Below are 26,977 nucleotides of genomic sequence, written 5' to 3' on the forward strand. Positions count from 1 at the left end.
GGACATGGAAAAGACCATGTCCAGCCTAAATAAGATAAGAATCTTAGAAAATGATGAGCAAAAAAAGACAAATCCCAACTCAAATGAAGCATTTGAGTTGGGGTTTGTCGACAGTCTGAAACGGAATCATATTTGATTTCGTTTTTTTATTTTCCATGTAAAGTTTTTAAGTAGTTGGAAAATGAACTTGGGTATTTTAAGTGGAAATCCTAAAGAAGAACCAATACATTATGGGGAAGTATTTGCTACATAGTCTTACGTTTTGCATCACTTAGTTGTGTAAGCAACATATCAAACATACTATGCTCAATCATGATGGGGTTACGATTTAAAAGATTTACTAATTGCTATTCGTAAGAAAGAAATTAGTGACCTTAAGAAATTCCTTGAGGAAAATGGTGTCGGCCTACCGCCAACTCTTCCTGAACATCCTGTTGCATCGCTAGAGGAAATTCCTGTTGGCAAGATTTTAAGATTTTTAAATAATGAAATTGCCGCCAAACTTTCTCCAAATATCGAAACGGAATTAATGATTGCAGAACTATTATTAGACAAGCATCCGTGAGAATATCCCATGTTAGTCGGAAATTTCCACGGTAAAAAAGCTTTGTTAGGCAGCAAAGTGTTCCAACTAAATAAAGACAAAGACAGTCTAGTACCTCCACCTTTTCAATGTAAATAAAAAAGAATGAAGTTAATCCATGTAATCGCAAATATAAATTAGTCAAAAGCTTTCCAAAAATATTATATTCCTATCATTGGAAAGCTTTTGACTTTATACCATTATTTTATTACGCGACGAACATGGCCACTGAAATGCTGTTTCCAATACCCACTTGTCATACTTGCAATCGCTACACCTGTTGAACTTTGTGATCCGATAAAATTACCATTACCTAAATAAATACCAACGTGTCCATCTTTTTTGTATGTATCGAAAAAGACAAGATCACCTGGTCTCATCTCATTTACAGATACTTTTGTTCCTTGGCTACTTAATTCAGACGTAGATCTTCCAACAGATATTCCTGCTTGTTTAAATGCCCAATTGACAAAACCAGAGCAGTCAAAATAACCTCTGGCAGGGTCTTGTGCCCCCCAAACATATACGGAATTACCGATAAATTGCTTACCTATAGAAGTTACAATTCCAATGGCATTACCAGCACTAGCCGATGGTGTTGAGGTTGAATTTTTGACCTTAGTGTCTTTTTTTGTTTCCTTCTTTGTAGAAGATTTTGATGGTGTTGAATTAATTGATTGTGATTGTGCCGTTTGTGACTGTGCTTGTGTATCTTGTGTTTCTTCTTGTCTTATTTGTGATTCTACTTGTCTTGTTTGGGTTTGTGTTTGTGTTTCTGCTTGTCTTGCTTGTAATTCAGCTTGTCTTCTTGCACGTTCTTCTTCAATTCTTCTTCTTTCAGCTTCTTCTGCCTCTTTCTTTTGTTGGATTAAGTCTTCTTCCGTATTTAGTAGTTGTTTCTTAAGTGCTTCTGCCTGCGCTTTTTGTTCAGAAATTGTTGCTTGGATTCCTTCTAGTTCTAACTTTTTATCTTTTAAACTCATTAATTTTTCTTCAGATTCTTTTTCCTTTTTAGCAAGCAGTTTAGCATCTCTTTTCTGTTCTTCAACTAAATTTTGATCGGCCTCAATAATTTTTGAAACTGCATTTGTTCTGCTTACTAATTCTGTAAAATTAGTAGAACCGAGAATGATATCCAAGTAAGCTTTATTCCCACCATTTTGTTGCATAAGTCGGAGGCGTTCTTTTATTAATTCTTTGCGCTCTTCCATCTTCTTTTGAAGATGCTTTTTGTCAGCATTTAACTGGTCGATTACATCTTGCGTTAACTTTATATCTTTTTCCGTTTTTGCAATTATTTTTTCATTTTCTTTAATTGCATTTTCAATTTTGGCGATTTGCTCTTCCACTTTAGCTTGCTTATTGCGATTTTCATCTATTTTTTGTTGAATCTCCGCAGGCCTTTCTGCAAAAGTCGGTGTTGCAGTATATAAACCTGTTCCTAAAAGAATCGTAGCACTTAGAACAGCAATTGACTTTTTCATTTAAGATCTCACCTTTTTCCCTATCTTTTGACATTTCTGACTACTATTCTACAAATCAATTTTGTCGAACGAATTACCATTATGTTACATTTATGTTTCAAATTACCTATTTTTTTTACAGACCTCTTTTATCATAGTTTGGAAAACTTTTCCTGTCAAGTTTCAAAAACTTCATGTAAATAGTAACCAATCCACTTTTTTAATAGATCTCTACAAAACACAAAAAGGGATCTATTCTTTCACAAAGTAAAGTGAATGAATAAATCCCTTTCTCTTTTTAGTGATCTTCCTTTTCCAGAACTTGTTTCATTATTTTTATTTTCCCAAGCGTCTCTGCTTCTCGATGAGCTAACATGATTAACAAATCGCCATGTGTTTCGACTGATCCATTTGGAACCTTAAATTTCACATCCGTTTTCCAAAACAGCTCACTAAACTCATTAATTCTTTGTTGTTGATGAACTAAGTTTTCAACTAATTGATATAAAGTTGGTGGCTTTATTTTCCAATCGGATACGCTAATATCTGCACTAAACAGCTCTGCATAATCTGTCGGTAATATTTGCATATCTCGCGAAACAAATAAAAACTTTTCGAACATGAATAAAGTATTACCTATATGCCAACGAATCGTTTGCTCGAAATATTTCGATTGTTTATCAACAATTTCCTCATCTAATTCTTCTATATATGAAAGAAGTGATGATCTTGCCAAATTAAACTGTTTTAACATTTCCATGCTTCATTCCTCCTACAGTTCTAGTATAGAGGAATCAAAGAAGAATGAAAAGTATAGCGATTTAAAGGGCTGGTTTATTATTAAGAATAAAAGAGGCGCCCTACCAGCCTCTATCTTAAATCGTAAGCCAAATAAAACCTACACGAAAGCCTCATTGTCTAATTTTGCAAGTTCTTCTCCTAAAAATTTCGCAACTGCTAACATTCCGAATTTGCCACTTCTTGCTTCTGCATCGCTGTTATAGTTCGTATTCGTATTTATATCGTATGTGTAAATATTCCCTTCCTTATCCTTAATAAATTCGATTCCGGCAACTTGAATGTCATTCGCTTTTAATACTTGTTCATATTTTTCGATAATCGGATCATGAAAATCTTCTTGAATTTCAAACATTGGGCGAACCGTAGTTTCTTCCCCGACTGGACAAAACAAATCATCAATTCGACAAGCATCAGCCGGACATAGTTCAAATCCATCGGAAGTATCCACCCGAACCGCATATAAGAATTTTCCATTGACAAACTCACAACGCGTAATAAATTTTTCTGGTGACTCAATATATTGTTGAATAAGAGTTATTCCATCAACTGAATTTTCAAATTGATCACTTTCTACATATGCTTTTAAAGCATCGAACGAATGGAACAATTGAACACCTAAACCTTTACCTGCTCGGTTATGTTTTGTAATAAATTTTTTTCCTTCAAAAGCCTTTGCAGCTTCAATTATTTGTTTTTTACCGACAGCAACCAATGTTTTTGGAGTTTTAATGCCATATTTTTCAAGTTCTAAGTATTGACGCACTTTACTTACTTCTAATTGTAACGCACGACTACCATTGATCACTTTCCTCCCATTATGTTCCAACCAAGCAAGTACAGCATGGGCAAGCTCAGGTGAATAACGATGTCCTCTTGTATGACTTGATGCACTCATGCGGTTGTAAAAGATCCCTTCAGGTGGTGTTTTTGTTAAATCAACCATACCGTCTCCTAAGTGCCAATCTTCATAAGGTAAATTTAATTCTTCCAGTCGTTTAAACAAATGGGCTGTCCATTCATGATTTTCATGTATTACATAAATTTTTGTCATATTCAAATCCCCTTTTATTTTGTTAATGCTCCACGTAGTTCTTCTACCTTTGGCATTACTCGTTTTGCAAATCGTTCCATCTCTTCTAATTGAGGTGAACACTGCAATAAGAGTAAGTTTACACCGGCTTTTTCATATTCTAAAATTCTTTTTGCTATTTGCTCAGGTGTACCGACAAGATTCGGACGCAACCCACGATTCGAAACAGAATAATCTTGAAGTTGTAACTTTTGTTCAAGTTCTGATTTTGTCGTAAAGTCCTTAAAGCCTGCATAACCACTTAGATCTTTTACATTTGTAATACGTTCTAACTCAGCGTATGCTTCATTTTCTGTATCACGACAAATCACATATGCTGCCATTCCAAAGGTTGCCAAAGGTTGTTTTCCAGCCTTTGCTCTTCGCTGTTTCATATCTTCAATTTTTACTTTCACTTCATCAACTGTACCACCATGCATAACATAAGCATCACAATAATTGGAAATGACTTCCTTTCCTTTATCGCTTTCACCACCAGCATACAGTTTTATTGTCGGTTTTTGCACTGGTTTCGGAAACAGATGAGTATTTTCTATTTTGTAATACTTCCCTTGATAAGAAAAAGTTTCTTCGGTCCATAATCCTTTTAAAATTTCAACAAATTCACTTGTTCGTTCATACCGTTCATCGTGGGATGTAAAGTCCCCGCCGTATTGTTTCGCTTCTTCCTCCCACCAACCGGATACGACATTTAATGTAAAACGCCCTTGGCTAATATGATCAATTGTTGCAGCCTGTTTCGCAGTCACAGCTGGATTATGATAAATCGGGCGTACCGCTTGGATAATTTCAATTTTTTCTGTTACAGCTGCTAATGCTGCAGCGAGAGACCATCCTTCTAATGTATCTTTTTTGACTCCTTTTATATCATTTAAATATAATTCAAGAATCAAAGTCGCTTCATAGCCCCAATTTTCTGCAGACTGGATCACTTCCTTTGCATATTCAAATGTTGTTGGCATGTTTTCATCTTCTACGTTTCTTAGCCAACCTCCAAATACTGGTAACCAGAATCCATACCTCACCTGTATCCCTTCTTTCTATCGTATTCAAAAATAAAACTCTTTTCCGATAAGAAAAGAGTTCGATAAACTTCATATCTCTTCTTATCTTTCAAGCGAATCGCTTGATGGATTTAGCACAGTATTCTAAAAAAGAACCTGTTGCTGAGGCTTCACTGGGCCATGTCCCTCCACCTCTCTCGATAAGAATAACACTATTTACTTAATTGTTTGTTATAATAAAATAAATTTTTTGAAATGTCAACAAAATAATCCCAATAATTCCTACTTGACTAATCTGTTTTTTAGTTATACAATAGTTTACAAATTTAATAATTTTCTTATCAAGAGAAGTCGAGGGAACTGGCCTGATGACGCTTCAGCAACCTCTGAATTTCATTCAGAAAGGTGCTAAATCCAGCAAGAAGTTTTTCTTGGGAGATAAGAAATGATTCGAATCGTATTTCAATCATCCTCTTTTCTCTTTAAGAAAAGGGGTTTTTTTATATAATTTACAATCAACTCTTATTTCCCAAAAACAAAAAACTTATTTTAAATAAATGAGGTGAAAGTATTGAGTGACGTCGTCATTATTTCGGGGAGTCCGACTGAAACATCTAGATCTGAGCAAGTATTAAAGTATTTAGGATCATTACTGTTAAAGGAAAATATGTCTGTTACACATTTTTCTGTAAAAGATGTCCCTTCTGAGGACCTCATGACCGCCAATTACCTTAGCCCGGTCATTCAAAACATTGTACAATCTGTTCAACAAGCGAAGGGGCTTATTGTTGGAACACCTGTTTATAAAGGTGCTTACGCCGGTGTATTTAAATCTTTAATCGACTTATTTCCACAAGATGTATTTCAACATAAACCTGTATTACCACTTATGACAGGAGGAAGTTCTAATCATCTTTTAGCATTAGAATATAGCTTAAAACCGTTAATTGCATCGTTAAAAGGGATGAACCTTAAAGGAATCTTTATTCAAGACGATCAAATTGATAAATATAGGGAAAAACCGATCGTTGATGAAGAGATTTTGCAAAGAACAAAAAAGCAACTGTACTATTTTAAAAGTTTAATCGACTTACAAACGGTTCATTTAACCGTTTAAAAGAGACTGAAGACGACAATTTTGGATTCGCGATGAATATCTTGGCATGCAACTATCATGAACATTCGTATCCTTGCTTGCAAAATAAGTACGTTAGACTATTCACAAAGGGAAGAGTTGGTTGGAATATCTTCACCTCAATTAAAAAAGTACAAGATTAATGGAATTAAATGGGAAAATCGTCACAATGAACGATATGAGTTTGCAGAAGAATTTTTGGACGTTTGCTAAAAAATTTTAAAAGGAAGTGAGAGAGAAGACAAAGCCTGTTGATACTTCATGAAATGTCCCTCTTTTTTCAGCATGAAAAAAGGGGGGCAAAATAAGTAACGTCACACGTTATACCAATTTAATTTCATTCATGAAAGGGTGAATCATTTGAGTGATGTTGTCATTATTTCAGGAAATCCAAATGAAATATCGGAAACTGAACAAGTTCTTAAATATTTAGGACTTTTACTAATTGAAGAAGGTTTTTCGGTTAAACATATTTCTGTAAAAGATATTCCCCCAGAAACACTTTTCAACACTGATTCTCAAAATCCGCTTATCCAACAAATGAAACAGTCTATACACAGCTCGCATGGAATTATTATTGGCTCACCTGTTTTACAAGGATCCTTTTCCGGCGTATTAAAAGCCTATATTGACTTATTACCACCTAACATCTTTGAACAAAAACCGGTCCTACCCATTATGACTGGCGAAAGCCTCGATTATCATTTCATATTAGAATATAGTTTTAAACCGCTCTTGGCAAACTTAAAAGGATTATGTATGAAAGGTGCATATATATTAAATAATCATATAGATAAATTTAAAGAGAATCCGATTATCGATCGAGAAACATCTCAAATTATCAAGAAGCAATTATCCCATTTTACAAGTATACTCCCCTCACGTTCTAGTAATGTAATATACATGAACGATGTTAAATTGAAAGGACACGAAACTTTTCTTTCAAAGTCAAGAAAACCAATAAATTAAATTGATGATCGTTCCATCCTTTCTTTCATTCAAAAGGAAAACCAGATTCATCTTTTTGAATCTGGTTCCCCCTATAAATAACCAATTTTGTTGTAATTGCTATATCTATGTGTCACAAACTCTAAAGTGTAAATGTTTATGGAATGGAATAGGAAGATAAATTGAAGGAAAAAATCTTTTAAATAACATTTAAAAGAATGAATCATTATAAATCAATTGATAAAAACTTTAAAGAAGTTGAGAAATGTATGCGAAATCTTAAAATAAAGATATGAATGCTTTGTATAAAGTAGAAGTAGACAGTAAAAAAGAATTCATAAAAATGGAGTGAAGCCCAAACACAGTTAAAAGTAGTTAAAAAAATGGGGCCGTTCAATGTAGCCCCCATTTCTATTTTTCCTTACTTCTCTTGATCTTCTTTTGTTGGTCCCATAATACCCGGTACTTTTAAACCGGCTTGTCGGATAAGAACGGTCATTTGTCCGCGATGATGGGTCTGATGATCCAATAATATGCGCAACACGTCACCTCTTGGCATGAGTCTACCCAAGCTTTCAACTTCTTCAACTAAATGATCGTTTGTAAATTTTCCTTTTACTTCCGCTTCTAGTTGACGTGACGCTGCTTTGTATGCCTCAACAATTTGACTGGCCTTATCTGGAATCGAATTTACATCACCAGAAATCGGTACTTGTAAGCCTACTTGTGAAGCAAAATAGGAAATGCTTGTCACTAAATGCCATCCTAACCAACCAAGAGTATTATGCCCCGGCACAATGGCTTGTCCGAGTTTTTCATCTGTTAGCGATTCCAGTACTTTAATTGTAGCATCTGTAGCACGACTCCAATCATTCAGAAAATCTTGTACTGTTCGGTACATTTGATCACTCCTATTTCATTATTGTTGCATAGTTATAAATCCATGTTATTTCTTCGATATTGTTGTATGCGAAAAAATTAGATGGAACAAGTTAATTCAGATTTTCAATTTTACCTTACTATATTAGACAAATAGTTTCAAAATATATGATCCCTTTATTTTGATTCACTAACGTATTGCTATATAATAATGTCCAGGAGGGAAATGTTCATGACTATAATTACGGAAACAAAATCATACAGAAAACCAGACTACGAAATCGATGAGATGTTTATTAATCGTTGGTCACCAAGATCCTTTTTAGATAAGGAAATTCCTGAAGAAGTGTTACTAACGGTTTTTGAAGCCGCACGTTGGGCACCATCTGCTTACAATGAACAACCATGGCGGTTTATTATTGCTAAAACAAAAGAAGAACGCGAACGATTTTATCCATTTATTAGTGAATTCAATTTATCATGGTGTAAAAAGGCGCCTGTACTTGTGCTAATCCTCTCTAAAACAACAAGAAATGGAGAATTTCTTCAAAGTCATTCTTTTGATGCAGGAGCAGCGTGGGCACATCTTGCTCTACAAGCGAACAAATGCGGTTTAATTACCCATCCTATGACAGGATTTGATTTTGATAGAGCTCGCGAAACGTTAGAAATCCCAGAGGATTATGCCATTGAAGCTTTAGTTGCGATCGGCTATCAAGGTGAAAAAGAAGCACTTTCTGAAAAATTACAAGAGCGGGAACAACCAAATGGTCGTCGTCCAATTAAAGAATCTCTTTTCACTGGAAAATTCGGAAACGAATTAAAGTAAATGAAATAATTGCTGAAAAAGGGTTGGCTAAAACACACCTACAGAAGCAAGAAATTAGATGCGATCTATTTGTGGAAGGATTAAGAAATTTTCTCAATTGAACTTAAAAACATATTGACATTTGATTTTGAGCCAGTTGGGGAAATCCCCCCCTTTTTCCAATCATTATAATCACCTATTCTAAAAAACTTTTAAAAAAAGTAATGCATTTTTTTATAGAATCTGATATATTAATAATACAAAAGTGAAGTCAAAGGGGAGTAGTTTTAACAATAAAGCCGTCATTTCATGGATCGTTTGAATCCATCGGTTTTATTGGCAACGATTCCGTTGTTAACGAGACCTTTGAATTATGATTACACCTCATAATTCAAAGGTCTCTTTTTGTTTGTTTCCTTTCGACTACATATTTTATAAAGGAGGAACTTTATGGATTTATCACTTTTTTTACAATATGGAACTGTTTTATTAGTCCTTGTCGTACTTGAAGGATTATTATCAGCAGACAATGCATTAGTATTAGCTGTATTAGCGAAAGGATTACCGAAGGAATTACAGAAAAAAGCCATTGATATCGGTTTAATGCTCGCATTTGTTTTCCGAATTGGAGCCATCTTTATCATTTCGTATTTATTCAACGTATGGCAAGTTCAAGCCATCGGTGCTGCGTACTTAATGTACATTGCTATCAGACATTTTATTAAAAAGGATCATCATGAAGTAAAACAATTGAAACCAAAAAGCTTTAAAGCTACGGTCGCTCAAATTGCATTAGCAGATATCGCCTTTGCGATTGACTCAATTTTAGCAGCAGTAGCATTAGTGATTGCATTACCTGCAACAACATTTGGTCACATTGGCGGAATGGATGCTGCACAGTTTATCATTATTGTTTTAGGTGCGCTTGCAGGATTAATCGTGATCCGATTTGCTTCGGCATTATTTATTAAATTATTAACCGCTCGACCAAGTTTAGAAACAGCTGCGATGTTAATTGTCGGCTGGGTCGGTGTAAAATTAGCTGTTCATACGTTAGCTCACGATGCACTCCATATCATTCCACATTCATTTGTAGAAGGACCCGTTTGGAACATCATTTTCTGGGTCGTTATGGTTGGAATTGCCGTGATTGGCTGGTTTGTTTCCGGAAAAAAGCAAGGAAATAACGAAACTACACAAGAAAAAGATAAAGAAAAACAAAGTATGTAAGATTGAGGCTGTCCAATGGGCCAAACCATTATCAGAACAACATTGACTGTTTTGCGGTTAGCCCTTGAAAAATTGGACAGCCTTCTATTTGTTTGTCTAACTTTTTATAAGAAATGGTTTCCTAATAGTAAATGATGTAATACATTCATTATGAATTTTTTATGACATTGATCATCAAAACAATTACTCACACTATAATGAAGTTATATCATTTACGAAGTATGGATACAAGCCAATTTATTGTTAAATAACGATGATAAAATTCGCATTTATGCTTATCTTATACGCTTTTCCATCCTTTTCCTACCTCGCAAAAAAGCTTTATTGTTTACACAATTCAAAAAATATAGTTAGATATTGAATAACAACTAGTGATATCACCTCGAAACTATCGAATAGAGAGGAGAATCGAATTGTTATCATTATCAAATGTTTCATTAAAAAAAGACGGTAAATACTTATTGAAAAACATAACCTGGAATTTAAATAAAGGAGAACATTGGAGCATCCTTGGCTTAAATGGTTCAGGAAAAACAACTTTGTTAAAGCTAATTAACGGGTTTTTCTGGCCAACTGAAGGAAACATTCAAGTACTCGGAAAAACATTTGGAAAAACTAGCATTCCAGACTTAAGAAGGGAGATCGGTTGGGTAAGTTCATCGTTACAACGGGAGTTATACAACGATCCGGTCCAATCTATAATTTTAAGTGGTAAGTTTGCATCGATTGGTTTATACAACGAAGTGAACGAACAAGATGTTGAAAAAGCTCGGCAATTAATGGAGTTCATGGACTGCATCCATTTACATGACGCGAAATTTAATACGCTTTCCCAAGGAGAACAGCAACGCGTCCTCATTGCACGCGCATTAATGGCGTCACCAAAACTTTTACTGTTAGATGAGCCGTGTTCCGGACTGGACATTATTCAAAAGGAAAAAGTACTTCATTATATTGAAAAATTAGCAAATAACCCCGGTGGTCCAACACTCATTTATGTAACACACCATTTAGAAGAGATTTTACCTGTGTTTTCACATATCCTTTTAATACGTGGAGGAACCATGTATAACGCTGGTAAAACTGAAGAAATATTAACAGAAGAAATGTTATCCAACTTTCTCCAACACCCTGTTACCTTACATAAAAATCAACAACGGTATTGGATTTCTTTAAAAAAGAAAAATCATTCTTTAATAAGCACTTAAAATAAGATGAAGGAGGCAAAAAAGACCTGTTTGCCTCCAAATTTCTTTTTAATCCATATTACTAGTTTCCATTCTTATCTTTACCAGCTTCTTCTGCTAATTCCTCAAATGACTTAACTTTTCCATGGGGTGGATTGTTTTGAGTTTTTCGTAAACGCCAACGATCCCTTTTTGTTCGTTTTGACCAAGTCATTGATCATGCCCCCTTTTCCTCTATTTTCTGTTTAACCTATATTCCAACCATCTGCCCGACGGCGTTTTGCCTCTTCCTTCTGAATTTCATTTGCTTTTGCACTTCCGATTTCCTTAGCAAATTCTGTATCTTGTATTGCAGAATCAATCCCTTGCTTATTTTTCTGTTGTGCATCATTTTTCTTGGTGCGCTTCGCCAAAAAAATCCCTCCTTCTGATTTTTATTATTAGAAGTGAGATGGAATTTATGCTTTCTTCAAATTCTTCCATAATAAAAAAAGCAGACAGAATCAATTCTGTCTGCTTTTACCAAATAAAATACAAATTAATGACGGATTAAGTAGTCGAATGCACCGAGAGCAGCTGTTGCACCTGAACCCATGGAAATTATAATTTGCTTGTAAGCACTATCGGTACAATCTCCTGCTGCAAACACGCCTGGTACATTCGTTGCACCATGTTTATCGACAATAATTTGGCCGCGATCCATTTCAACTGTGCCTTCTAGCCATTCCGTGTTTGGCACAAGGCCAATTTGTACGAAAACACCTTCCAATTCAAGATGATGTTCTTCATTTGTTTCACGGTCAACATAAGTTAGACCATTGACTTTATCTGTACCTGTAATTTCCTTTGTAGCAGCATTTTTAATCACTTTTACATTTGGTAAGCTTTTCACGCGTTCTTGTAGAACAGAATCAGCTTTCAACTCAGGTGCAAACTCTAATACAGTGACATGATTTGCTATCCCTGCTAAATCAATAGCTGACTCAAGTCCAGAGTTCCCTCCACCGATTACGGCAACATTTTTACCTGCGAACAATGGTGCATCACAGTGTGTACAGTTGGCTACACCTTTTGTACGGAATTCTTCTTCGCCAGGTACGCCGACATTACGCCAACGTGCACCTGTTGCAATAATCGCTGTTTTACTCTTAAGTACAGCGCCATTTTTCAATTGTATATGGATCATATCGCCTTTTCTTTCGAGATGCTCAACAGATACAGAATCCATAATATCAACAGGATATTCTCTCAGGTGTGCCTCTAACTGTGCTGCTAATTTTTCACCATCTGTTTCTTTGACTGAGATGAAGTTTTCAATTGTCGTTGTATCTAAAATTTGACCGCCGAAGCGTTCTGCAACAATCCCTGTCCGTACACCTTTACGGGCAGCATAAATAGCAGCGGATGCACCTGCAGGTCCTCCACCAATTACAAGTACATCAAACGGTTCTTTCTTTTCATAAATCGATGGATCTTCTTCACTACCAAGTTTAGCTAGAATTTCTTTAATCGTCATACGACCGCTTTCAAAGAATTCGCCATTTAAGTATACGGTCGGCACAGCCATGATGTCTTTACTCTCAACTTCATCTTTAAAAGCCTTACCTTCTATCATAGTATGTGAAATACCAGGATTAAGTAGGCTCATTAAATTTAATGCTTGTACAACTTCTGGACAATTATTACATGTCAAACTAACATATGTTTCAAATCGATATTCGCCTTGAATATTTTTAACTTGGTCAATAATCGACTGTTCAACTTTCGGTGGTCTACCACTAACTTGTAATAATGCCAAAACGAGAGATGTAAATTCATGGCCAAGAGGAAGACCAGCAAATACAATGCCGGTATCTTCCCCTGGTCGGTTGACACTAAAACTTGGTGTACGTTCTAATTGAACTCGTTCGTACTTAATTCGAGGCGACATACTAGCTAATTCTTCTACAAGCTCCATCATGTCTTGAGATACTTTATCAGAACCGACACTAACTTTAAGTAATACATCACCTTCGAGAAGTTTTAAATATTGTTCTAACTGCTGCTTAATATCTGCATCTAGCATTTATTGATCTCTCCTCAATTTGCCTTGCCTTCTTATAAACAAACGGTCATAGAGCTATTAGATTTTACCTACAAGGTCAAGACTAGGTTTTAATGTTTCTTCTCCTTCTTTCCATTTCGCAGGGCAAACTTCACCTGGATGGTTACGTACGTATTGTGCTGCTTTAATTTTATCAATTAATGTACTTGCATCACGTCCAATGCCGTCTGCGTTAATTTCTACTGCTTGGATTACACCATCTGGATCAATGATAAATGTACCGCGATCTGCTACTCCTTCTTCTTCTCGTAACACATCAAACATACGAATTAATTTATGAGAAGGGTCACCAATCATTGTATATGTAATTTTACTGATTGCTTCTGAATGATCATGCCATGCTTTATGAACAAAGTGAGTATCAGCTGAGCAAGAATAAACTTCACAACCTAGTTTTTTCAACTCATCATATTGTGCTTGTAAATCTTCTAGTTCAGTTGGGCATACAAATGTAAAGTCAGCTGGATAGAAGCAAAGAACACTCCATTTTCCTTTGAAATCTTCTTCTGTTACTTCTACGAAATCTCCATTTCGATAAGCTTGTAATGTAAATGGTTCAACTTGTTTTCCAATTAAAGACATTTGCAATTCCTCCTAAATATTTTTTTAAAATTATTATCTTCTAGAAATTATTATTATACAATTTCCACATTATAACAATAAAATTTTAATTAAATATTTGTCAAGATTTCTTGAACAAATTAAGCGTTTCACACTATTATTATCCATATTCATCATAGTTTAGTCAAATAAACGATTTATTTTAACAGCTTGTTAACACAATATAAGTATTTGACGATATTGCTTCATATCTTTCACTAAAAATAAACATTCTTTATAACGAACTAGGTAATTGAAAAACTTATTCATAATATAACCGTAAATGAAAAAGATCCATGCAGAATGACAAAATGGTGATATTTTTTTATTTGCAGGGTAAATTATAAATACACAAATGTTCAAGGGGGGAATAAAGGAATGGCAAGGTTAAAAAAAGATCCATCAAAGGCTGGAGTCAGTGCAGCAAGCGTAAAAGGAAATGCTGGTCCCGGTAAGGAACACGCCCATGTTGATAAAGTAAACAGTCAAAATAATCAATATAAAAAATAAATTAGGCCAGTTCAAGACTGGCCTTATACTTAATTGTAAACCGATTCGCAATTTTTGAAACCTTCTCGTATTTCTTCGATCACTGGGATACTTTTTCTTGCTGTCGGATCAAACATAACGCACGTAACAAGCGCTTCTGTTAATAATTCATTATGTTGATTGTAAATCACTTGTTTAAACTTAAAGCTCTTGTTCCCTAATTGAGCAGGGATTGTTTCGACCTTTAATCGATCACCAAGTAGAGCTTCTTTTTTAAAATCAATTTCAATACGTATAACAACCGTACCTAAATTGCGTTCCTTCATAGTTAAAAAGTTCATCCCAGATACTTCTTCAAACCAATTTTCTCTACCCTTTTCTAAATAATCTAGGTAAACTTTATTATTGACATGCCCCATTTCATCAATATCATGTTCAATTACTGTGATCATCGTTTTACCGATCATTTCAATCCCCCCATTGTAAAGTTTCAATTCCCCTTTGTCTTTCTTAAGGTATGACAGGCTGATTGTACCCATTCTTTTAATCAAAGCTCTCTCAGCAAATCACACCTAATATTATGATAGAGTGTTTCATATACTTTGCGCAAGAAAATTCGTTATTTTTTTACAAAAAATAGAGGCTTACCATCTCATCGATGATTAGCCTCTGATAAAAAGTTAATAGCATTTACATCATTAACTTTGATTATTCTGTTTGTTCATTCTCATCCATATTATCGGCATTTTCACCAGCTTTATTACCTAACGCTCCACCAGCCACAGCACCAGCGACAGTACCTAATGGACCAAAAACAGAACCGATTGCTGCTCCTGTAACAGCACCTGCGCCTGTTCCGACAGCTTCACTTACACTGTTATCTGTTTGATTTTGATTTCTTCTTTGACCTCTTCTTTGATCTCTTTCAGCCAACACCATCACATCCTCATTTATATTTGGTATGAACTAAGAACTAGCTCATCCAAGCCTTATGTTACCCAATCATACGCATTAAAATGTTGGTAAGTAATGACTCCTTAATGTCGATCCTCATACTTCAATAAGAATTGGAACAATCATTGGTTTTTTCTTTGTTTTTTCTTGTATAAATGTACGAAGCGACTTTTTAATTTGCTTTTTCATACCGTTCCATGAATATTTTTCTTGAGCTAGTATTTCCCCCGGGAAAACGTTTCGGGCTCAGCAAGAAGCCTACCATCATATTTACTCATCGTTAATACAATGATCAGCATCCCATCTTCGGAAATTTGCTTTCGATCACGCAAAACAAACTCCATATCCCCGATCTCTCCATCATCAACATACATATTGCCTATCGGAATTTTACCGTTTTTCCGCGCTATTCCGTTTTTAATTTCAACGACATCACCGTTTTGTAATATAAACGTATTTTCTTTTTCAACACCAACGGATTCAGCAAGTAAGCAATGATGATGTAACATTCGATATTCACCATGGATCGGAATAAAATATTTTGGTTTCATTAACGTTAACATTAATTTTAAATCTTCCTGATACCCGTGGCCAGATACATGCATACCTGACGTGCTACCAGTTCCGTAGATCACATTTGCTCCTAAAGCAAAAAAGTTATCAACGATGGCGGTAATATTTTTTTCATTGCCAGGAATCGGTCCGGCTGCAAAAATGACCGTATCTCCCGGCAAGACATCGACACCTCGAAATTCTCCTGTAGACAAACGGGATAGGGCAGCCAATGGTTCGCCTTGACTGCCTGTACATAGGATAACAACTTTTTCCGGTTCCAATTGACTTACTTCATTTCGATCGACAATCATATCTTCCGGTACACGTAAATATCCCTTTTCAATGGCGATTTCAACGACATTCCTCATCGTTCTCCCAAGTAAAACCAATTTTCGATTCGTTTTCTTTGTTGCATTTACAATTTGTTGAACACGACTGATATTTGATGCAAATGTAGATACGATAATTTTCTTTTTAGCTTTTAAAAAAGCGGCATTTAAGTGTTCTTCCACCATTTGTTCAGACGGTGTAAAACCAATACGTTCGGCATTCGTACTTTCCGACAAAAGAAGTAAAACACCTTCCTCACCAATTTGTGCCATTTTATGGATTTCTGGTCGTTCTTGATTAGTAGGCGTTAAATCAAATTTAAAATCTCCAGTATGTACAATATTTCCAACAGGCGTTTTAATCACAATACCTAAGCAATCCGGAATGCTGTGGTTTACCTTAAAAAAGGTGAAATTAAACGAACCGATTTGTATATTTGAATTAGGATGAATTTCATACAATGTACTTTCCCTTAATAAACGATGTTCTTTAAGTTTTAACTCGATTAACCCTAACGTAAAGCGGGTGGCATAAACTGGAACATTTATTTTTTTTAAAAAGTATGGAATCCCACCGATATGATCCTCATGTCCATGGGTTACAATTACCGCACGCACTCGTTTTCCATTTTCAATTAAATACGAAAAATCAGAAATAATTAAGTCAATCCCTAACAAACTCTCATCAGGGAATTTATTGCCGCAATCGATTACAATAATATCTTCACCATACTCTATAATATACATATTTTTACCAATTTCATTTAAGCCACCCAGTGCAAATACCGTTAAAGTTTCTCCTTTCTCTTCCACGGCATACAGCTCCTTTTGCTGTTTTTTCTTAGTATGTCCATCACAGTGAGCCGTACTACTATTTTTCCTTGTAATGCTAAGTAAATGGAAAATAAAAATTGAGGTTAAATAGAGGAACAATGAATAAATGTCTTATCTAGATAAAGGATAAGAAAGAGAATCATATTGAAACGTGGAATCAACAAGTTGATAAAAAAAAACAGCGACTGGTTCGCTGTTATAATGACCCCTACGGGATTCGAACCCGTGTTACCGCCGTGAAAGGGCGGTGTCTTAACCACTTGACCAAGGGGCCATAGTATAAAGATTGAAAATAGATTCAAAATTAATTATCAAAATCTTTTTCAACTACGGTCCGGACGGGACTCGAACCCGCGACCTCCTGCGTGACAGGCAGGCATTCTAACCAACTGAACTACCGGACCATTTTTATTATTAATAAGAAGAGTAGCGGCGGAGGGAATCGAACCCCCGACCTCACGGGTATGAACCGTACGCTCTAGCCAGCTGAGCTACGCCGCCATATTTTCTATATATTGGTGGAGCCTAGCGGGATCGAACCGCTGACCTCCTGCGTGCAAAGCAGGCGCTCTCCCAGCTGAGCTAAGGCCCCATCAATACAATTTTAAATTGAACAATACGGTATAAACGAAAGCGCGCCCGAGAGGAGTCGAACCCCTAACCTTTTGATCCGTAGTCAAACGCTCTATCCAATTGAGCTACGGGCGCAAATTCATATATTTATGGGGCGATCGATGGGAATCGAACCCACGAATGTCGGAGCCACAATCCGATGCGTTAACCACTTCGCCACGATCGCCATAACAAAATGGTGGAGGGGGACGGATTCGAACCGCCGAACCCAGAGGGAGCGGATTTACAGTCCGCCGCGTTTAGCCACTTCGCTACCCCTCCATAAAAAACTGGAAATTTATGGTGTAACGTGTTTGAACAACCGACGAATGTTATATTAACATAGTTAATATTCGTCGTCAACATCTTTTTCTATTATTTTTTTAAAATATATTTCAGATAAAATATAACAAGATGAAAATATGCACTTTATAATTGATCCAATGCCTGTTTTAAGTCTGCCCAAATATCTTTCCAATGTTCTAAACCTACTGAGAGGCGAATCAATTGATCGCGAATTCCAACCGCGTCTCTTTCTTCTTGAGAAAGCAATCCATGGGTCATCGTTGCAGGATGTTCAATTAACGTTTCTGTGTCTCCCAGGCTTACTGCTATTTTAATTAATTTTAACAAATTTAAAAAATGTTGGGCATCTTCTTTTGTACCCTCAATTTCAAAAGAAATCATCCCGCCACCAAGGGACATTTGCTTTTTGAAAATTTCATATTGAAATGCTTCCGGATCACCAGGATAATAAACGGCAGCGACTTTTGGATGATCTTTTAACAGTGAAAATATTTTCTCCGCATTTTGTGAATGCCGCTCCATTCGAACAGGTAATGTTCTTAACCCCCTTAATAATAACCAAGCATCAAACGGAGATAAAACGCCACCAATATCTTTTAATGTGGTCATTGTTACTTGATTTAAAAATTCCGCTTTTCCGACAACAAGTCCAGCAATTACATCACCATGACCGCCAATATATTTTGTCGCACTATGAATAACGACATCGCATCCCAACTCTAGCGGTCGCTGTAAATACGGTGTAGCAAATGTATTATCAACTATAACAGGTAATTGATGTTTACTGCTAACTTCGGCAACCATTTGTAAATCAATTAGTTTCATCGTTGGATTAATCGGGGTCTCCACGTATATACATCTTGTCTCTGGACGAATTAATGATTCAATTTGTTCTCTCGTTTCCATTGTTGAAATATCGAACTGAATTTTATATTTTTCTTTCAACAAATTGAACAGACTAAATGTACCCCCATATAATCCTGCAGAACATATGATATGATCCCCCGTTTTTGTAAGTGCAATTAATATACTTGCAATTGCAGCCATACCAGAACTAAAAGCCAGTCCTTTTTCTCCCCCTTCTAAAGCAGCAATCCGCTCCTCTAAAACACTGACGGTCGGATTACCTAAACGTGTATAAATATACCCATTTTCTTTTCCAGAAAATCTCCTTTCCCCTTGTTCAGCTGTTTCAAAAGCATATGTTGATGTTTGAAAAATAGGTACCGATAAACTGCCTAACATTCCTTTCGCATCATATCCATCATGAACAACAGAAGTATCAAATAATTTATCATCTTGAGACATCATTTCTCCTCCATTAAATTTATTTTTCAAAACGAAACTGTTTACTTGATAATGAAACCCCTTTCAAAATATGTTTATTCCTTACTTTTACTTTATATTCGGAAGAAGTAATCGTAAAAATGACTGCACAAAGCAGATGCAATTTGATATGCTATATTTTAGTAAACCTGATAATTTTCACGTTAACATTATGGTCTAGGGGGGATAAAATGTATCAATTACGCGGACATCATCTCTTTTGTCTTGTCGGATTTCGTGGAATGGGTTATTCAAAAGAATATATTGAAAATATGACCTATATGCATCGAAACATACGTGAAAACCCCAACACGTGGATTGAAATTGTTGATGGTCCAGATCAATTATGTGAAAAATACCCAAACTCGGGTAAATATCATTGTGAAGATCAACATATTTACAAACGTGACCATGAAATTTTAGAAAAATTAAGGTTGAAAATTGGGCAAGACGTACAATGGAAAGAAATTGAAGAACGAATCCGCAGGTTTGTCGTACCAAAAGATATACAGCATATTTGCCAAACCTGCTCTTGGCGCTCATTTGGCGTTTGTGAAGAAGGTATACAAGATATTCTCGATCATAAAGGTTTAAGAAAAGTAGAGTTTAAATAAATATTTTTTGAAAATTTCCAAAACAGTTTAATTAAAAATCAAAATATACTATCATATAAAGATAGATCGTTTATAAATGAAGGAGGGATTTTATGAAAGCCATTCAAATGTCTTCTTTTGGTGGAGCTGAAGTTTTAAAGTATGTGGATGTTGAAGAACCTGTACCTAATGAAAACGAAGTCCGGGTAAAATTGTACTATGCCGGTGTCAATCCAGCCGAAACGTATATCCGGCAAGGAGGATATGCCTTTTTCGAACCTGAGTTACCGTATATACCCGGTTTTGATGGTGCAGGTATAGTAGATGCCATCGGTCCTGGGGTAACGCGCTTAAAACCAGGGGATCGTGTATTTGTTGCATCAACCTTAGCTAGAAGAAAAACAGGTACATATGCAGAAAAAGTTGTTTGTGATGTAGATGCGGTCTATCTTTTACCAGAATCCATTAGCTTTGAACAAGGAGCTGCTTTGGGAATACCAGCAACTGCAGCCTATCGAGCTCTATTCCACCGCGCTCGGATAAAACCTGGTGAAACCGTATTGATTCACGGGGCATCTGGTGGTGTCGGTCTCTTGGCTGTCCAACTCGCAAAATATATTGGCGCGAACGTCATTGGAACTGCTGGTACAGAAGAAGGGATAGAATTAGTCAAACAGTCCGGTGCTGATATTGTGTTAAATCATAGTGTAGCAAATTATTTAGACACCCTTCCTTCTCTGACCCATTTTAAAGGAATTGATGTCATTTTAGAGATGTTAGCGAATGTCAACTTAGAACAAGATTTTACATATCTTAACAAATTCGGGAGAATCGTTGTCGTTGGCAACCGTGGTTCCCTTGATTTTAACCCTCGACTCACCATGGCAAAAGAAGCAGATATCCTTGGTATGGCAGTTTGGAATGCTCCGGTACATGAATATAATGAAAGTTTAGTAGCAATTGAAGCTGCTTTAAAAAATGGTGGACTGAAGCCTATTGTTGGCAAAATCATCCCATTAAAGGAAGCCTCAAGGGCTCATATAGAAATTATTGAAAGTAAAGCAAAAGGCAAAATGGTATTAGAAATTACGAAATCATAACCATTACGAACAGAAGAAAACGAGCGCTTCTTTTGTAAAATGATCAATCATAACTGAACTAACAAATCCCCATCGATATAGATGGGGATGAATATCTCCTCTTATTTCACCAAATAAGGCTGGTATTTTTTTGACACTAATTTTTATTCATTTGCCGAAACGATTGGTCCCTTTACTTCATACACTAACCAACTAGAACCATTTATTTGATTTGATACATGAACAATTTTTGCATGAACGCGATCATGCTCTTCTCCAGTTAGCATGGTTGGACGAAAATCGTTTCGATGCGTTGTTGAGGAAATGGAGAACGGCACGATATCAATCTCTTTTTTATTGGATAATTTTCCATTTTCAAAATAAAATTTTTGTTGAAATACAAATGTATCTTTATCACTTGGATTTTTATTACCACCGAACATGAAATTCCCTAAACTATAAACAATAAATTTATCATTATATTCCTCAATGCCTTGAACAACATGCGGATGATGGCCTAAAACTAAATCGGCACCGCTATCAATCGTAAATCGGGCCAATGTTTGTTGTGCTTTAGTAGGAACATATTGACGTTCTATCCCCCAATGGAAGTGTACAATTGTTAACTGAACACCTTGATTTCGTAAACTTTGAATATCCTTCTCTATTTGATTACGAATCTCTTGGGTATCTGACCATCCTTCATATCCTAATGCACCAACTTTAATACCATTGATCGTATCTATATATTTACGATCATACCCAAAGTAACCAATATTTTCCTTTTCCAAATTGGCCATCGTATCTTGATAGCCTTGTTCTAAATAGTCATAAATATGATTATTCGCAAGGTTAACCGCTTCAATTCCTGCCATTGTTAAAATTTTGGCATATTCAGGATTACCTTTAAATCGGAATTTCTTTTGTGCCTTTTGTGTTGATGTCGTTAATGTCGTTTCTAAGTTGACCGTTGAAAAATCATCATTTTTAAAAATATCATTTAAACCACCAACAAAATGTTCTAATCCTTTTGTATCTGCTTCATGTACAAACGAACCAGTGTAACCATAATCTTCATCATAGCCAAGGGTAAAATCTCCAGCTGCACTTACGGTAATTGTTTCAATTTTTCGTTCAGGTACTTCTTTTTTCACAACAGCTAAAACAGACTTGTTAACATGCATTTCGACATTTCCAATGGGCTTCGTTTCTTTAATAGATTGCCATAAAAGAATTCCGCCACCGCCCACAACAAACAATACCGTTAATAGAGATAAGGTTATATAAATTTTTTGCCTTTTCTTTTTTGCTTGTTGTTGTTTCTTTCTGCGCCGCAGCCCTTCTTTCCCATCCTGAATATTCAATCCGTTACCTCCCTCAACAACAAATCAGTATAAATGACCTATAAAAATATAAAAATAGGATAATAGCATTAAGATTATATAACAACAATCGTTACTTTTGAAATAAAATTTTAATATTTTCCTTCACTATGTCATCAATACCCATATGTCTTATCTTTTAAAAAGCCCAAAGCTTGTTTTGCTTTAGGTGTGTTCGTGACAATGTTATTGAATGGAAGCTTCATAAATGGCTAGAACTGCTTTTTCTAATGTTTCATTAAATTCTTTATCTGTTTGATGAACATTTAAACCTTCTGTTAATGCACGGGAGAAACTCGCAATTATTCCTTTATTTCGAGCAAGAATTTCATTCGCTTCATCACGGCTATACCCCCCAGATAAAGCAACGATTCGGACAACTCGTGGGTCTTCTAATAAATCTTTAAAGAAGTTATCTTCACTTGGTAAAGATAGTTTAAACATCACTTTTGCATCTTGATCAAGTTCTGCTAAATGGTGAAAGAATTCCTCTTTCATTATTTTTTCTGATTTCGCTTTATCTGGACTGTAAATATCAATTTCCGGTTCAATAATGGGAACAAGGCCAGCAGCCATAATTTGCTTTGCTATTTCAAATTGTTGTTCAACAATCTTCTTAATCCCAACAGGATTAGCCTCTTTTATAACCGAACGCATCTTAGTACCGAAAATGCGATGTTCTTTTGCTCTTTTCAATAAATCTTCTAAATGAGGAATTGGTTTCATTAATTGAACACCTTCTTTTAGCTCATCTAATCCTTTGTCTACTTTTAAAAACGGGACAATCCCTTTTTTCTCCCATAAGTAATCTGCTGTATAACGATCATCAATTTTACGTTCCATTGTATTTTCAAATAAAATTGCACCTAAAATATATTTTGAATCAAAAGCAGGACTTTTCATGATCCGCGTTCTCATTTCATGTACTAAATTAAACATTTCTTCATCTGTAGAATATCGATCTTCCGAAATTCCGTAATTTCGTAAAGCTTTCGGTGTGCTTCCTCCACTTTGGTCAAGGGCCGCAATAAATCCTTTGCCTGATTGGATGCGTTGCAATTGTTCTTTGTTCATAAACAGCTCTCCTTTCACTTTATAATCTAGTACAACTCTATTATATCGGATAAGTAAAACTTTTCCAAAAATTCATTATAATACATTCAATCTATCTATAAACATATCCAAAAACAGTTGACATTTTTACAAAAATTACTTATTCTTATTTCAATTAAATAATTTCATATTTTCAGTATTCTTATCAAGAGAGGTGGAGGGACTGGCCCAACGAAGCCTCGGCAGCGGACTTTTATAGTACTGTGCCAAATCCAGAAAGCAATGATTGCTTGAAGATAAGAAGAGATGAATCCAATTTATGTTGAATACTAACCTCTTCTTATTTTTAAGAAGAGGTTTTTTATTATATTAATTCATGAAAGAGGGTATGAAAATGGCACTCAAAACATCGATTAAAGCTCCTTTTTATGCGGATCATGTTGGTAGTTTCTTAAGGACTAAGGTGATAAAAGAGGCTAGAAAAGCATTCCAAAATGGTGATATCAGCCAAAATAAGCTAACAGCCATTGAGGATGAAGAAATTGAAAAGCTTGTGCAAAAACAAATTGAACTTGGCCTAAAATCAATTACAGATGGCGAATTTCGACGGGAATATTGGCATTTAGATTTTCTTGCTGGATTAAAAGGAGTTGATTGGTTTGAAGCTGAGTATGTGAATCGCTTCAAAGGTCCAAGTCCTAAAAATAAGGCAATTAAAATAGTGGATAAAATTGATTTTGATAACCATTATATGATTGAGCATTTTCAATTTTTAAAAGAAACCGTTGAAAAACATGGTGATGGGACACAAGTAGCAAAGTTTTCCATTCCAAGTCCAAATATGTTAATTGGACGATTCCAATCCGATGAATACTATCAAGGTGATCTCGAAACCCTTATAGAAGATACAATCGTTGCTTATCAAAAAGCCATTCAAGCATTTTATGACGCTGGGTGTCGATATCTACAATTAGACGATACGTCTTGGAGCGATTTTGTTGACGAAAATCGCATTAAGCTCGTGAAGGAACGATATGGTACAGAAGTGAATGAAATTATAGCTTCAAGAGTTCATGCAATAAATGGTGCTGTTAGCGAAAAGCCTGATGATTTAGTGATAACCATGCATATATGTCGCGGTAACTTCCAATCAACCTATTTTGCTGAAGGCAGTTATGAAAATATTTCAGACACGATCTTTACAGACTTAGACATTGACGGTCTGTTCTTAGAATACGATGATGAACGTTCAGGTGATTTTAAACCATTAAGGAGCTTTAAACGTAAAAATCAAAAAGTCGTACTCGGTTTACTTACATCCAAATTCCCTGATCTCGAAGATGCAGACTATATACGTAATAGAATAAATGAAGCGAGTCAATTTATACCTTTGGAAAATTTAGCGATTAGCCCACAATGTGGATTCTCTAGTACAGAAGAAGGGAACCTTTTAACGGAAGAAGAACAATGGAATAAAATTAAACACTTAATCCAAATTGCTGAAAGCGTATGGGGAAACTCTTAAAGAGGCTTGGGGACACCATTAACGTGTCCCCTACATTTTTTTGCGTTATGGACGTGTTAAGAACCGTTTCCTCGAAAGTAAATGAATAAAAGTACGTTCATGGACGTTATGAAAACAGTTTTTTCCTAAGTAAACCGAAAAAAATGCGTTCATAGACGTTATGAAAACAGTTTTTCTCAAGTAAACTGAAAAAAAGTGCGTTCATAGACGTTATGAAAACAGTTTTTTCCTAAGTGAACCGAAAAAAATGTGTTCATGGTCGTCATGAAAACAGTTTTTTCCTAAGTAAACCGAAAAAAATGCGTTCACCCACTCGATGAAAACAGTTTTTTCCCAAGTAAACCGAAAAAAATGCGTTCATAGACGTTATGAAAACAGTTTTTCCAAAGTAAATCGAAAAAAAGTGCACTCATCCACTCGATGAAAACAGTTTTTTCCCAAGTAAACCGAAAAAAAGTGCGTTCATCCACTCGATGAAAACAGTTTTTCCTAAGTAAACCGAAAAAAATGCGTTCATAGACGTTATGAAAACAGTTTTTCCAAAGTAAATCGAAAAAAAGTGCGTTCATCCACTCGATGAAAACAGTTTTTCCCAAGTAAACTGAAAAAAAGTGCACTCACCCACTCGATGAAAACAGTTTTTTCTTAAGTAAACCGAAAAAAAACGTTCATAGACGTCATGAAAACCTTTCTCTCGCAGATAAGCAGATCAATCGTAAAAAAAGTGTTCGGAGAAGTATAACTCCCTATAGATTATTGTGGAAGATAACAGGACAAAACGCACCTAAGAACTACTCCTCAATATAATTTAGAATTATCATATTTGGCCTAACTATTTTTTAATTCTACTAGAATCTCTTTCATTTGATCGAAAAAGCTTGGATTTCGCCAAATCGTAATACCTTTTAATTCTCCATATTTTTCAATTAATTTTTTCACGGCACGATAACCGATATAATAGGCTAACCTTGTATAACCAAAGCGTTTCCCTCCGCTAATCGAAAACCATTCATAATATATATGTTCATGAGAGTATTTTTCCAGATCTTCCAAAAACGCATTCAAAATTAACTTGAAATTATTTATTGCAAAATTTAACCACTCATCCCCATTTTCATCATAAGAAAAATATACGGATGTTTTTGCTTTCGAAACTTGCTTAGAAAAATATGTAGCACACCCCTCTTCTAGTAACATCGTGTATGGATGATACCATTGGACAGAGTACCAGTCCATCCTCTCCTGGTAAGAAAATATTCGGTGAAGGACATGGCCGAATTCATGAGCAATAATCACTTTTAAATGTTCAGCATTAGGTGATAATTTTTCTACACAAAATGTAACTTCCGGAATAATTTCTCGCTGGCAAAAGGCATTCGATCCAAACATCCCTACAATAATATGAACATCCTTTTCAAATTGAACATTATATTTCTTCTGATAACTCTTGGCAATTTCCTGTATATATTTTTCTATGTTTTTAGAAATCTCACTAATATCATTTAAATTATACCTTTGATGAGCAACTTTTATTTTGTCATCCGGGTTTTTACAATGATATAGAAAATATTCACGAAAATGTGGAGCAAATGTTTTCTGATAAGTTTTTAAAAATTCCTCTGTCGGTTCGTAATAATTGATAAAATAAGGAACTGTATTATAAATATTCATTTTACCTCCCCATTATATCCCTTCTATTGTTTCACCACATTTTTTCCTTTTTCCAATGCAGTTGTCATTAAAGAACTACATCTTACCTATTCCATAGAGGACTAGTGAAAAAACCAAGCTAATAATGGAAAGCCAAGCAATCGGAACTGCAATTCCCATGCTTCTTTTATATTCGATAAAAGCAATTAATAAACCTAAGAACGATAATATCAACCAAATTGGAGTAAACATAATATCCGCGATTTGTAAAGGTAATATTGTATAAAAACCGGCAAAATAAAGAAGCCAATTTAAAACCAATAAGATGCAGATCACATAGGAACACTTATACGGCCTTCCAGTTGAACTAGGCCTTTTCCTCATCTTAATGGCCAGAATTGTGATAGAAACAAAAAAAATAATGAGAATGAACGAGAACAACGTCAGATATCCCCCTA

Annotated in this window: 26 protein-coding genes, 7 tRNA genes, 1 pseudogene and 3 riboswitches; of the genes and pseudogenes, 10 read left to right on the top strand and 24 right to left on the bottom strand. The window is 35.4% G+C overall.

The window, feature by feature from the left end; all coding sequences use genetic code 11:
* Window positions 1-783: 783 nt before the first annotated feature.
* The 4 genes from OEV82_RS04555 to OEV82_RS04570 form a co-directional block, all read right to left on the bottom strand.
* The gene (locus OEV82_RS04555) at window positions 784-2,067 is read right to left on the bottom strand and encodes a C40 family peptidase (protein WP_263061175.1); all 1,284 of its coding nucleotides are present in this window, start codon (window positions 2,065-2,067) and stop codon (window positions 784-786) included.
* Window positions 2,068-2,344: 277 nt separating this feature from the next.
* Window positions 2,345-2,806 (bottom strand): DinB family protein, encoded by a 462-nt coding sequence (locus OEV82_RS04560; RefSeq protein WP_173662057.1) that lies wholly within the window; start codon window positions 2,804-2,806, stop codon window positions 2,345-2,347.
* Between the two features lie 138 nt (window positions 2,807-2,944).
* Complete coding sequence (locus tag OEV82_RS04565; RefSeq protein WP_263061176.1) at window positions 2,945-3,898, bottom strand: ATP-grasp domain-containing protein; 954 nt, start codon at window positions 3,896-3,898, stop codon at window positions 2,945-2,947.
* A 14-nt stretch (window positions 3,899-3,912) separates the two neighbouring features.
* A complete protein-coding gene (locus OEV82_RS04570; protein WP_263061177.1) occupies window positions 3,913-4,962 on the bottom strand; it encodes an LLM class flavin-dependent oxidoreductase in 1,050 nt (349 codons plus the stop codon).
* Window positions 4,963-5,040: 78 nt separating this feature from the next.
* A riboswitch (SAM riboswitch) is annotated at window positions 5,041-5,148 on the bottom strand.
* A gap of 128 nt (window positions 5,149-5,276) precedes the next feature.
* Window positions 5,277-5,386: riboswitch (SAM riboswitch) on the top strand.
* A gap of 126 nt (window positions 5,387-5,512) precedes the next feature.
* On the opposite strand from OEV82_RS04570, the gene ssuE reads away from it, so the two are divergent.
* The 3 genes from ssuE to OEV82_RS04585 all read left to right on the top strand — a co-directional run bounded on the left by ssuE (window position 5,513) and on the right by OEV82_RS04585 (window position 7,045).
* Window positions 5,513-6,058 (top strand): NADPH-dependent FMN reductase, encoded by a 546-nt coding sequence (gene ssuE, locus OEV82_RS04575; protein WP_173657802.1) that lies wholly within the window; start codon window positions 5,513-5,515, stop codon window positions 6,056-6,058.
* A gap of 57 nt (window positions 6,059-6,115) precedes the next feature.
* A complete protein-coding gene (locus tag OEV82_RS04580) occupies window positions 6,116-6,289 on the top strand; it encodes a hypothetical protein (protein ID WP_173657801.1) in 174 nt (57 codons plus the stop codon).
* A gap of 147 nt (window positions 6,290-6,436) precedes the next feature.
* Window positions 6,437-7,045 (top strand): NAD(P)H-dependent oxidoreductase, encoded by a 609-nt coding sequence (locus tag OEV82_RS04585; RefSeq protein ID WP_263061178.1) that lies wholly within the window; start codon window positions 6,437-6,439, stop codon window positions 7,043-7,045.
* Between the two features lie 400 nt (window positions 7,046-7,445).
* On the opposite strand, the gene OEV82_RS04590 is transcribed toward OEV82_RS04585, so the two are convergent.
* Window positions 7,446-7,925 (bottom strand): DinB family protein, encoded by a 480-nt coding sequence (locus OEV82_RS04590; protein ID WP_173662355.1) that lies wholly within the window; start codon window positions 7,923-7,925, stop codon window positions 7,446-7,448.
* A gap of 210 nt (window positions 7,926-8,135) precedes the next feature.
* Between OEV82_RS04590 and OEV82_RS04595 the strand changes: the two genes are divergently transcribed.
* The 3 genes from OEV82_RS04595 (at window position 8,136) to OEV82_RS04605 (ending at window position 11,149) form a co-directional block, all read left to right on the top strand.
* Entirely contained in the window at window positions 8,136-8,732 is a 597-nt protein-coding gene (locus OEV82_RS04595) for a nitroreductase family protein (protein WP_377701754.1), read from the top strand.
* Window positions 8,733-9,161: 429 nt separating this feature from the next.
* The gene (locus tag OEV82_RS04600; RefSeq protein WP_173662356.1) at window positions 9,162-9,941 is read left to right on the top strand and encodes a TerC family protein; all 780 of its coding nucleotides are present in this window, start codon (window positions 9,162-9,164) and stop codon (window positions 9,939-9,941) included.
* A gap of 413 nt (window positions 9,942-10,354) precedes the next feature.
* Window positions 10,355-11,149 carry an ABC transporter ATP-binding protein gene (locus tag OEV82_RS04605; protein WP_263061179.1) on the top strand — a complete coding sequence of 265 codons (795 nt, stop codon included), beginning with the start codon at window positions 10,355-10,357 and terminating at the stop codon, window positions 11,147-11,149.
* A gap of 61 nt (window positions 11,150-11,210) precedes the next feature.
* Here OEV82_RS04605 and OEV82_RS04610 read toward each other — a convergent pair whose 3' ends face one another.
* From OEV82_RS04610 to ahpC, 4 genes are all read right to left on the bottom strand, one after another.
* Window positions 11,211-11,342: a DUF6254 family protein gene (locus OEV82_RS04610; RefSeq protein ID WP_263061180.1), complete on the bottom strand. Its 132-nt coding sequence runs from the start codon at window positions 11,340-11,342 to the stop codon at window positions 11,211-11,213.
* A gap of 31 nt (window positions 11,343-11,373) precedes the next feature.
* Complete coding sequence (locus tag OEV82_RS04615; RefSeq protein ID WP_263061181.1) at window positions 11,374-11,541, bottom strand: hypothetical protein; 168 nt, start codon at window positions 11,539-11,541, stop codon at window positions 11,374-11,376.
* Between the two features lie 125 nt (window positions 11,542-11,666).
* On the bottom strand, window positions 11,667-13,193 hold the full coding sequence (gene ahpF / locus OEV82_RS04620; protein WP_263061182.1) for an alkyl hydroperoxide reductase subunit F: 1,527 nt from the start codon (window positions 13,191-13,193) through the stop codon (window positions 11,667-11,669).
* 57 nt (window positions 13,194-13,250) lie between these two features.
* The gene (ahpC, locus tag OEV82_RS04625) at window positions 13,251-13,814 is read right to left on the bottom strand and encodes an alkyl hydroperoxide reductase subunit C (protein ID WP_173660709.1); all 564 of its coding nucleotides are present in this window, start codon (window positions 13,812-13,814) and stop codon (window positions 13,251-13,253) included.
* Window positions 13,815-14,210: 396 nt separating this feature from the next.
* Here ahpC and OEV82_RS04630 point away from each other — a divergent pair, with 396 nt between their 5' ends.
* On the top strand, window positions 14,211-14,342 hold the full coding sequence (locus OEV82_RS04630; protein WP_173660711.1) for a YuzL family protein: 132 nt from the start codon (window positions 14,211-14,213) through the stop codon (window positions 14,340-14,342).
* A 29-nt stretch (window positions 14,343-14,371) separates the two neighbouring features.
* On the opposite strand, the gene OEV82_RS04635 is transcribed toward OEV82_RS04630, so the two are convergent.
* From OEV82_RS04635 to megL, 11 genes and pseudogenes are all read right to left on the bottom strand, one after another.
* Window positions 14,372-14,788: an acyl-CoA thioesterase gene (locus OEV82_RS04635; RefSeq protein WP_173660713.1), complete on the bottom strand. Its 417-nt coding sequence runs from the start codon at window positions 14,786-14,788 to the stop codon at window positions 14,372-14,374.
* Window positions 14,789-15,029: 241 nt separating this feature from the next.
* Window positions 15,030-15,254, bottom strand: coding sequence for a glycine zipper domain-containing protein (locus OEV82_RS04640; RefSeq protein WP_263061183.1), 225 nt, complete (start codon window positions 15,252-15,254; stop codon window positions 15,030-15,032).
* 117 nt (window positions 15,255-15,371) lie between these two features.
* Window positions 15,372-16,906: pseudogene (locus OEV82_RS04645) on the bottom strand (ribonuclease J).
* Window positions 16,907-17,195: 289 nt separating this feature from the next.
* Window positions 17,196-17,267: transfer RNA gene (locus OEV82_RS04650), tRNA-Glu, on the bottom strand.
* 56 nt (window positions 17,268-17,323) lie between these two features.
* Window positions 17,324-17,397, bottom strand: a tRNA-Asp gene (locus OEV82_RS04655).
* 23 nt (window positions 17,398-17,420) lie between these two features.
* Window positions 17,421-17,494, bottom strand: a tRNA-Met gene (locus OEV82_RS04660).
* A gap of 15 nt (window positions 17,495-17,509) precedes the next feature.
* Window positions 17,510-17,585 (bottom strand) — tRNA-Ala (locus OEV82_RS04665).
* Between the two features lie 42 nt (window positions 17,586-17,627).
* Window positions 17,628-17,701, bottom strand: a tRNA-Arg gene (locus tag OEV82_RS04670).
* 15 nt (window positions 17,702-17,716) lie between these two features.
* A tRNA-His gene (locus OEV82_RS04675) sits at window positions 17,717-17,792 on the bottom strand.
* A 10-nt stretch (window positions 17,793-17,802) separates the two neighbouring features.
* Window positions 17,803-17,887, bottom strand: a tRNA-Tyr gene (locus OEV82_RS04680).
* Window positions 17,888-18,034: 147 nt separating this feature from the next.
* Window positions 18,035-19,219, bottom strand: a complete 1,185-nt coding sequence (megL, locus tag OEV82_RS04685; protein ID WP_173662251.1) for a methionine gamma-lyase — start codon at window positions 19,217-19,219, stop codon at window positions 18,035-18,037.
* A 209-nt stretch (window positions 19,220-19,428) separates the two neighbouring features.
* On the opposite strand from megL, the gene OEV82_RS04690 reads away from it, so the two are divergent.
* Both OEV82_RS04690 and OEV82_RS04695 read left to right on the top strand, forming a co-directional pair.
* Window positions 19,429-19,851, top strand: coding sequence for a DUF1284 domain-containing protein (locus OEV82_RS04690; protein WP_263061184.1), 423 nt, complete (start codon window positions 19,429-19,431; stop codon window positions 19,849-19,851).
* A gap of 92 nt (window positions 19,852-19,943) precedes the next feature.
* The gene (locus OEV82_RS04695; RefSeq protein WP_173657706.1) at window positions 19,944-20,930 is read left to right on the top strand and encodes an NADPH:quinone reductase; all 987 of its coding nucleotides are present in this window, start codon (window positions 19,944-19,946) and stop codon (window positions 20,928-20,930) included.
* A gap of 143 nt (window positions 20,931-21,073) precedes the next feature.
* Here OEV82_RS04695 and OEV82_RS04700 read toward each other — a convergent pair whose 3' ends face one another.
* On the bottom strand, window positions 21,074-22,144 hold the full coding sequence (locus OEV82_RS04700; protein ID WP_407672739.1) for a CapA family protein: 1,071 nt from the start codon (window positions 22,142-22,144) through the stop codon (window positions 21,074-21,076).
* Window positions 22,145-22,477: 333 nt separating this feature from the next.
* Window positions 22,478-23,365 carry a fructose bisphosphate aldolase gene (locus tag OEV82_RS04705; RefSeq protein ID WP_263061186.1) on the bottom strand — a complete coding sequence of 296 codons (888 nt, stop codon included), beginning with the start codon at window positions 23,363-23,365 and terminating at the stop codon, window positions 22,478-22,480.
* 178 nt (window positions 23,366-23,543) lie between these two features.
* Window positions 23,544-23,647: riboswitch (SAM riboswitch) on the top strand.
* Window positions 23,648-23,738: 91 nt separating this feature from the next.
* On the opposite strand from OEV82_RS04705, the gene OEV82_RS04710 reads away from it, so the two are divergent.
* On the top strand, window positions 23,739-24,869 hold the full coding sequence (locus OEV82_RS04710) for a 5-methyltetrahydropteroyltriglutamate--homocysteine S-methyltransferase (RefSeq protein ID WP_173662054.1): 1,131 nt from the start codon (window positions 23,739-23,741) through the stop codon (window positions 24,867-24,869).
* A gap of 828 nt (window positions 24,870-25,697) precedes the next feature.
* On the opposite strand, the gene OEV82_RS04715 is transcribed toward OEV82_RS04710, so the two are convergent.
* Both OEV82_RS04715 and OEV82_RS04720 read right to left on the bottom strand, forming a co-directional pair.
* Window positions 25,698-26,540: a hypothetical protein gene (locus OEV82_RS04715; RefSeq protein WP_173657856.1), complete on the bottom strand. Its 843-nt coding sequence runs from the start codon at window positions 26,538-26,540 to the stop codon at window positions 25,698-25,700.
* 75 nt (window positions 26,541-26,615) lie between these two features.
* Window positions 26,616-26,855, bottom strand: a complete 240-nt coding sequence (locus OEV82_RS04720; protein ID WP_173657857.1) for a hypothetical protein — start codon at window positions 26,853-26,855, stop codon at window positions 26,616-26,618.
* Between the last annotated feature and the right edge of the window lie 122 nt (window positions 26,856-26,977).

The organism is Pallidibacillus thermolactis, from assembly GCF_025660415.1.
GTDB lineage: Bacteria > Bacillota > Bacilli > Bacillales > Caldibacillaceae > Pallidibacillus > Pallidibacillus thermolactis.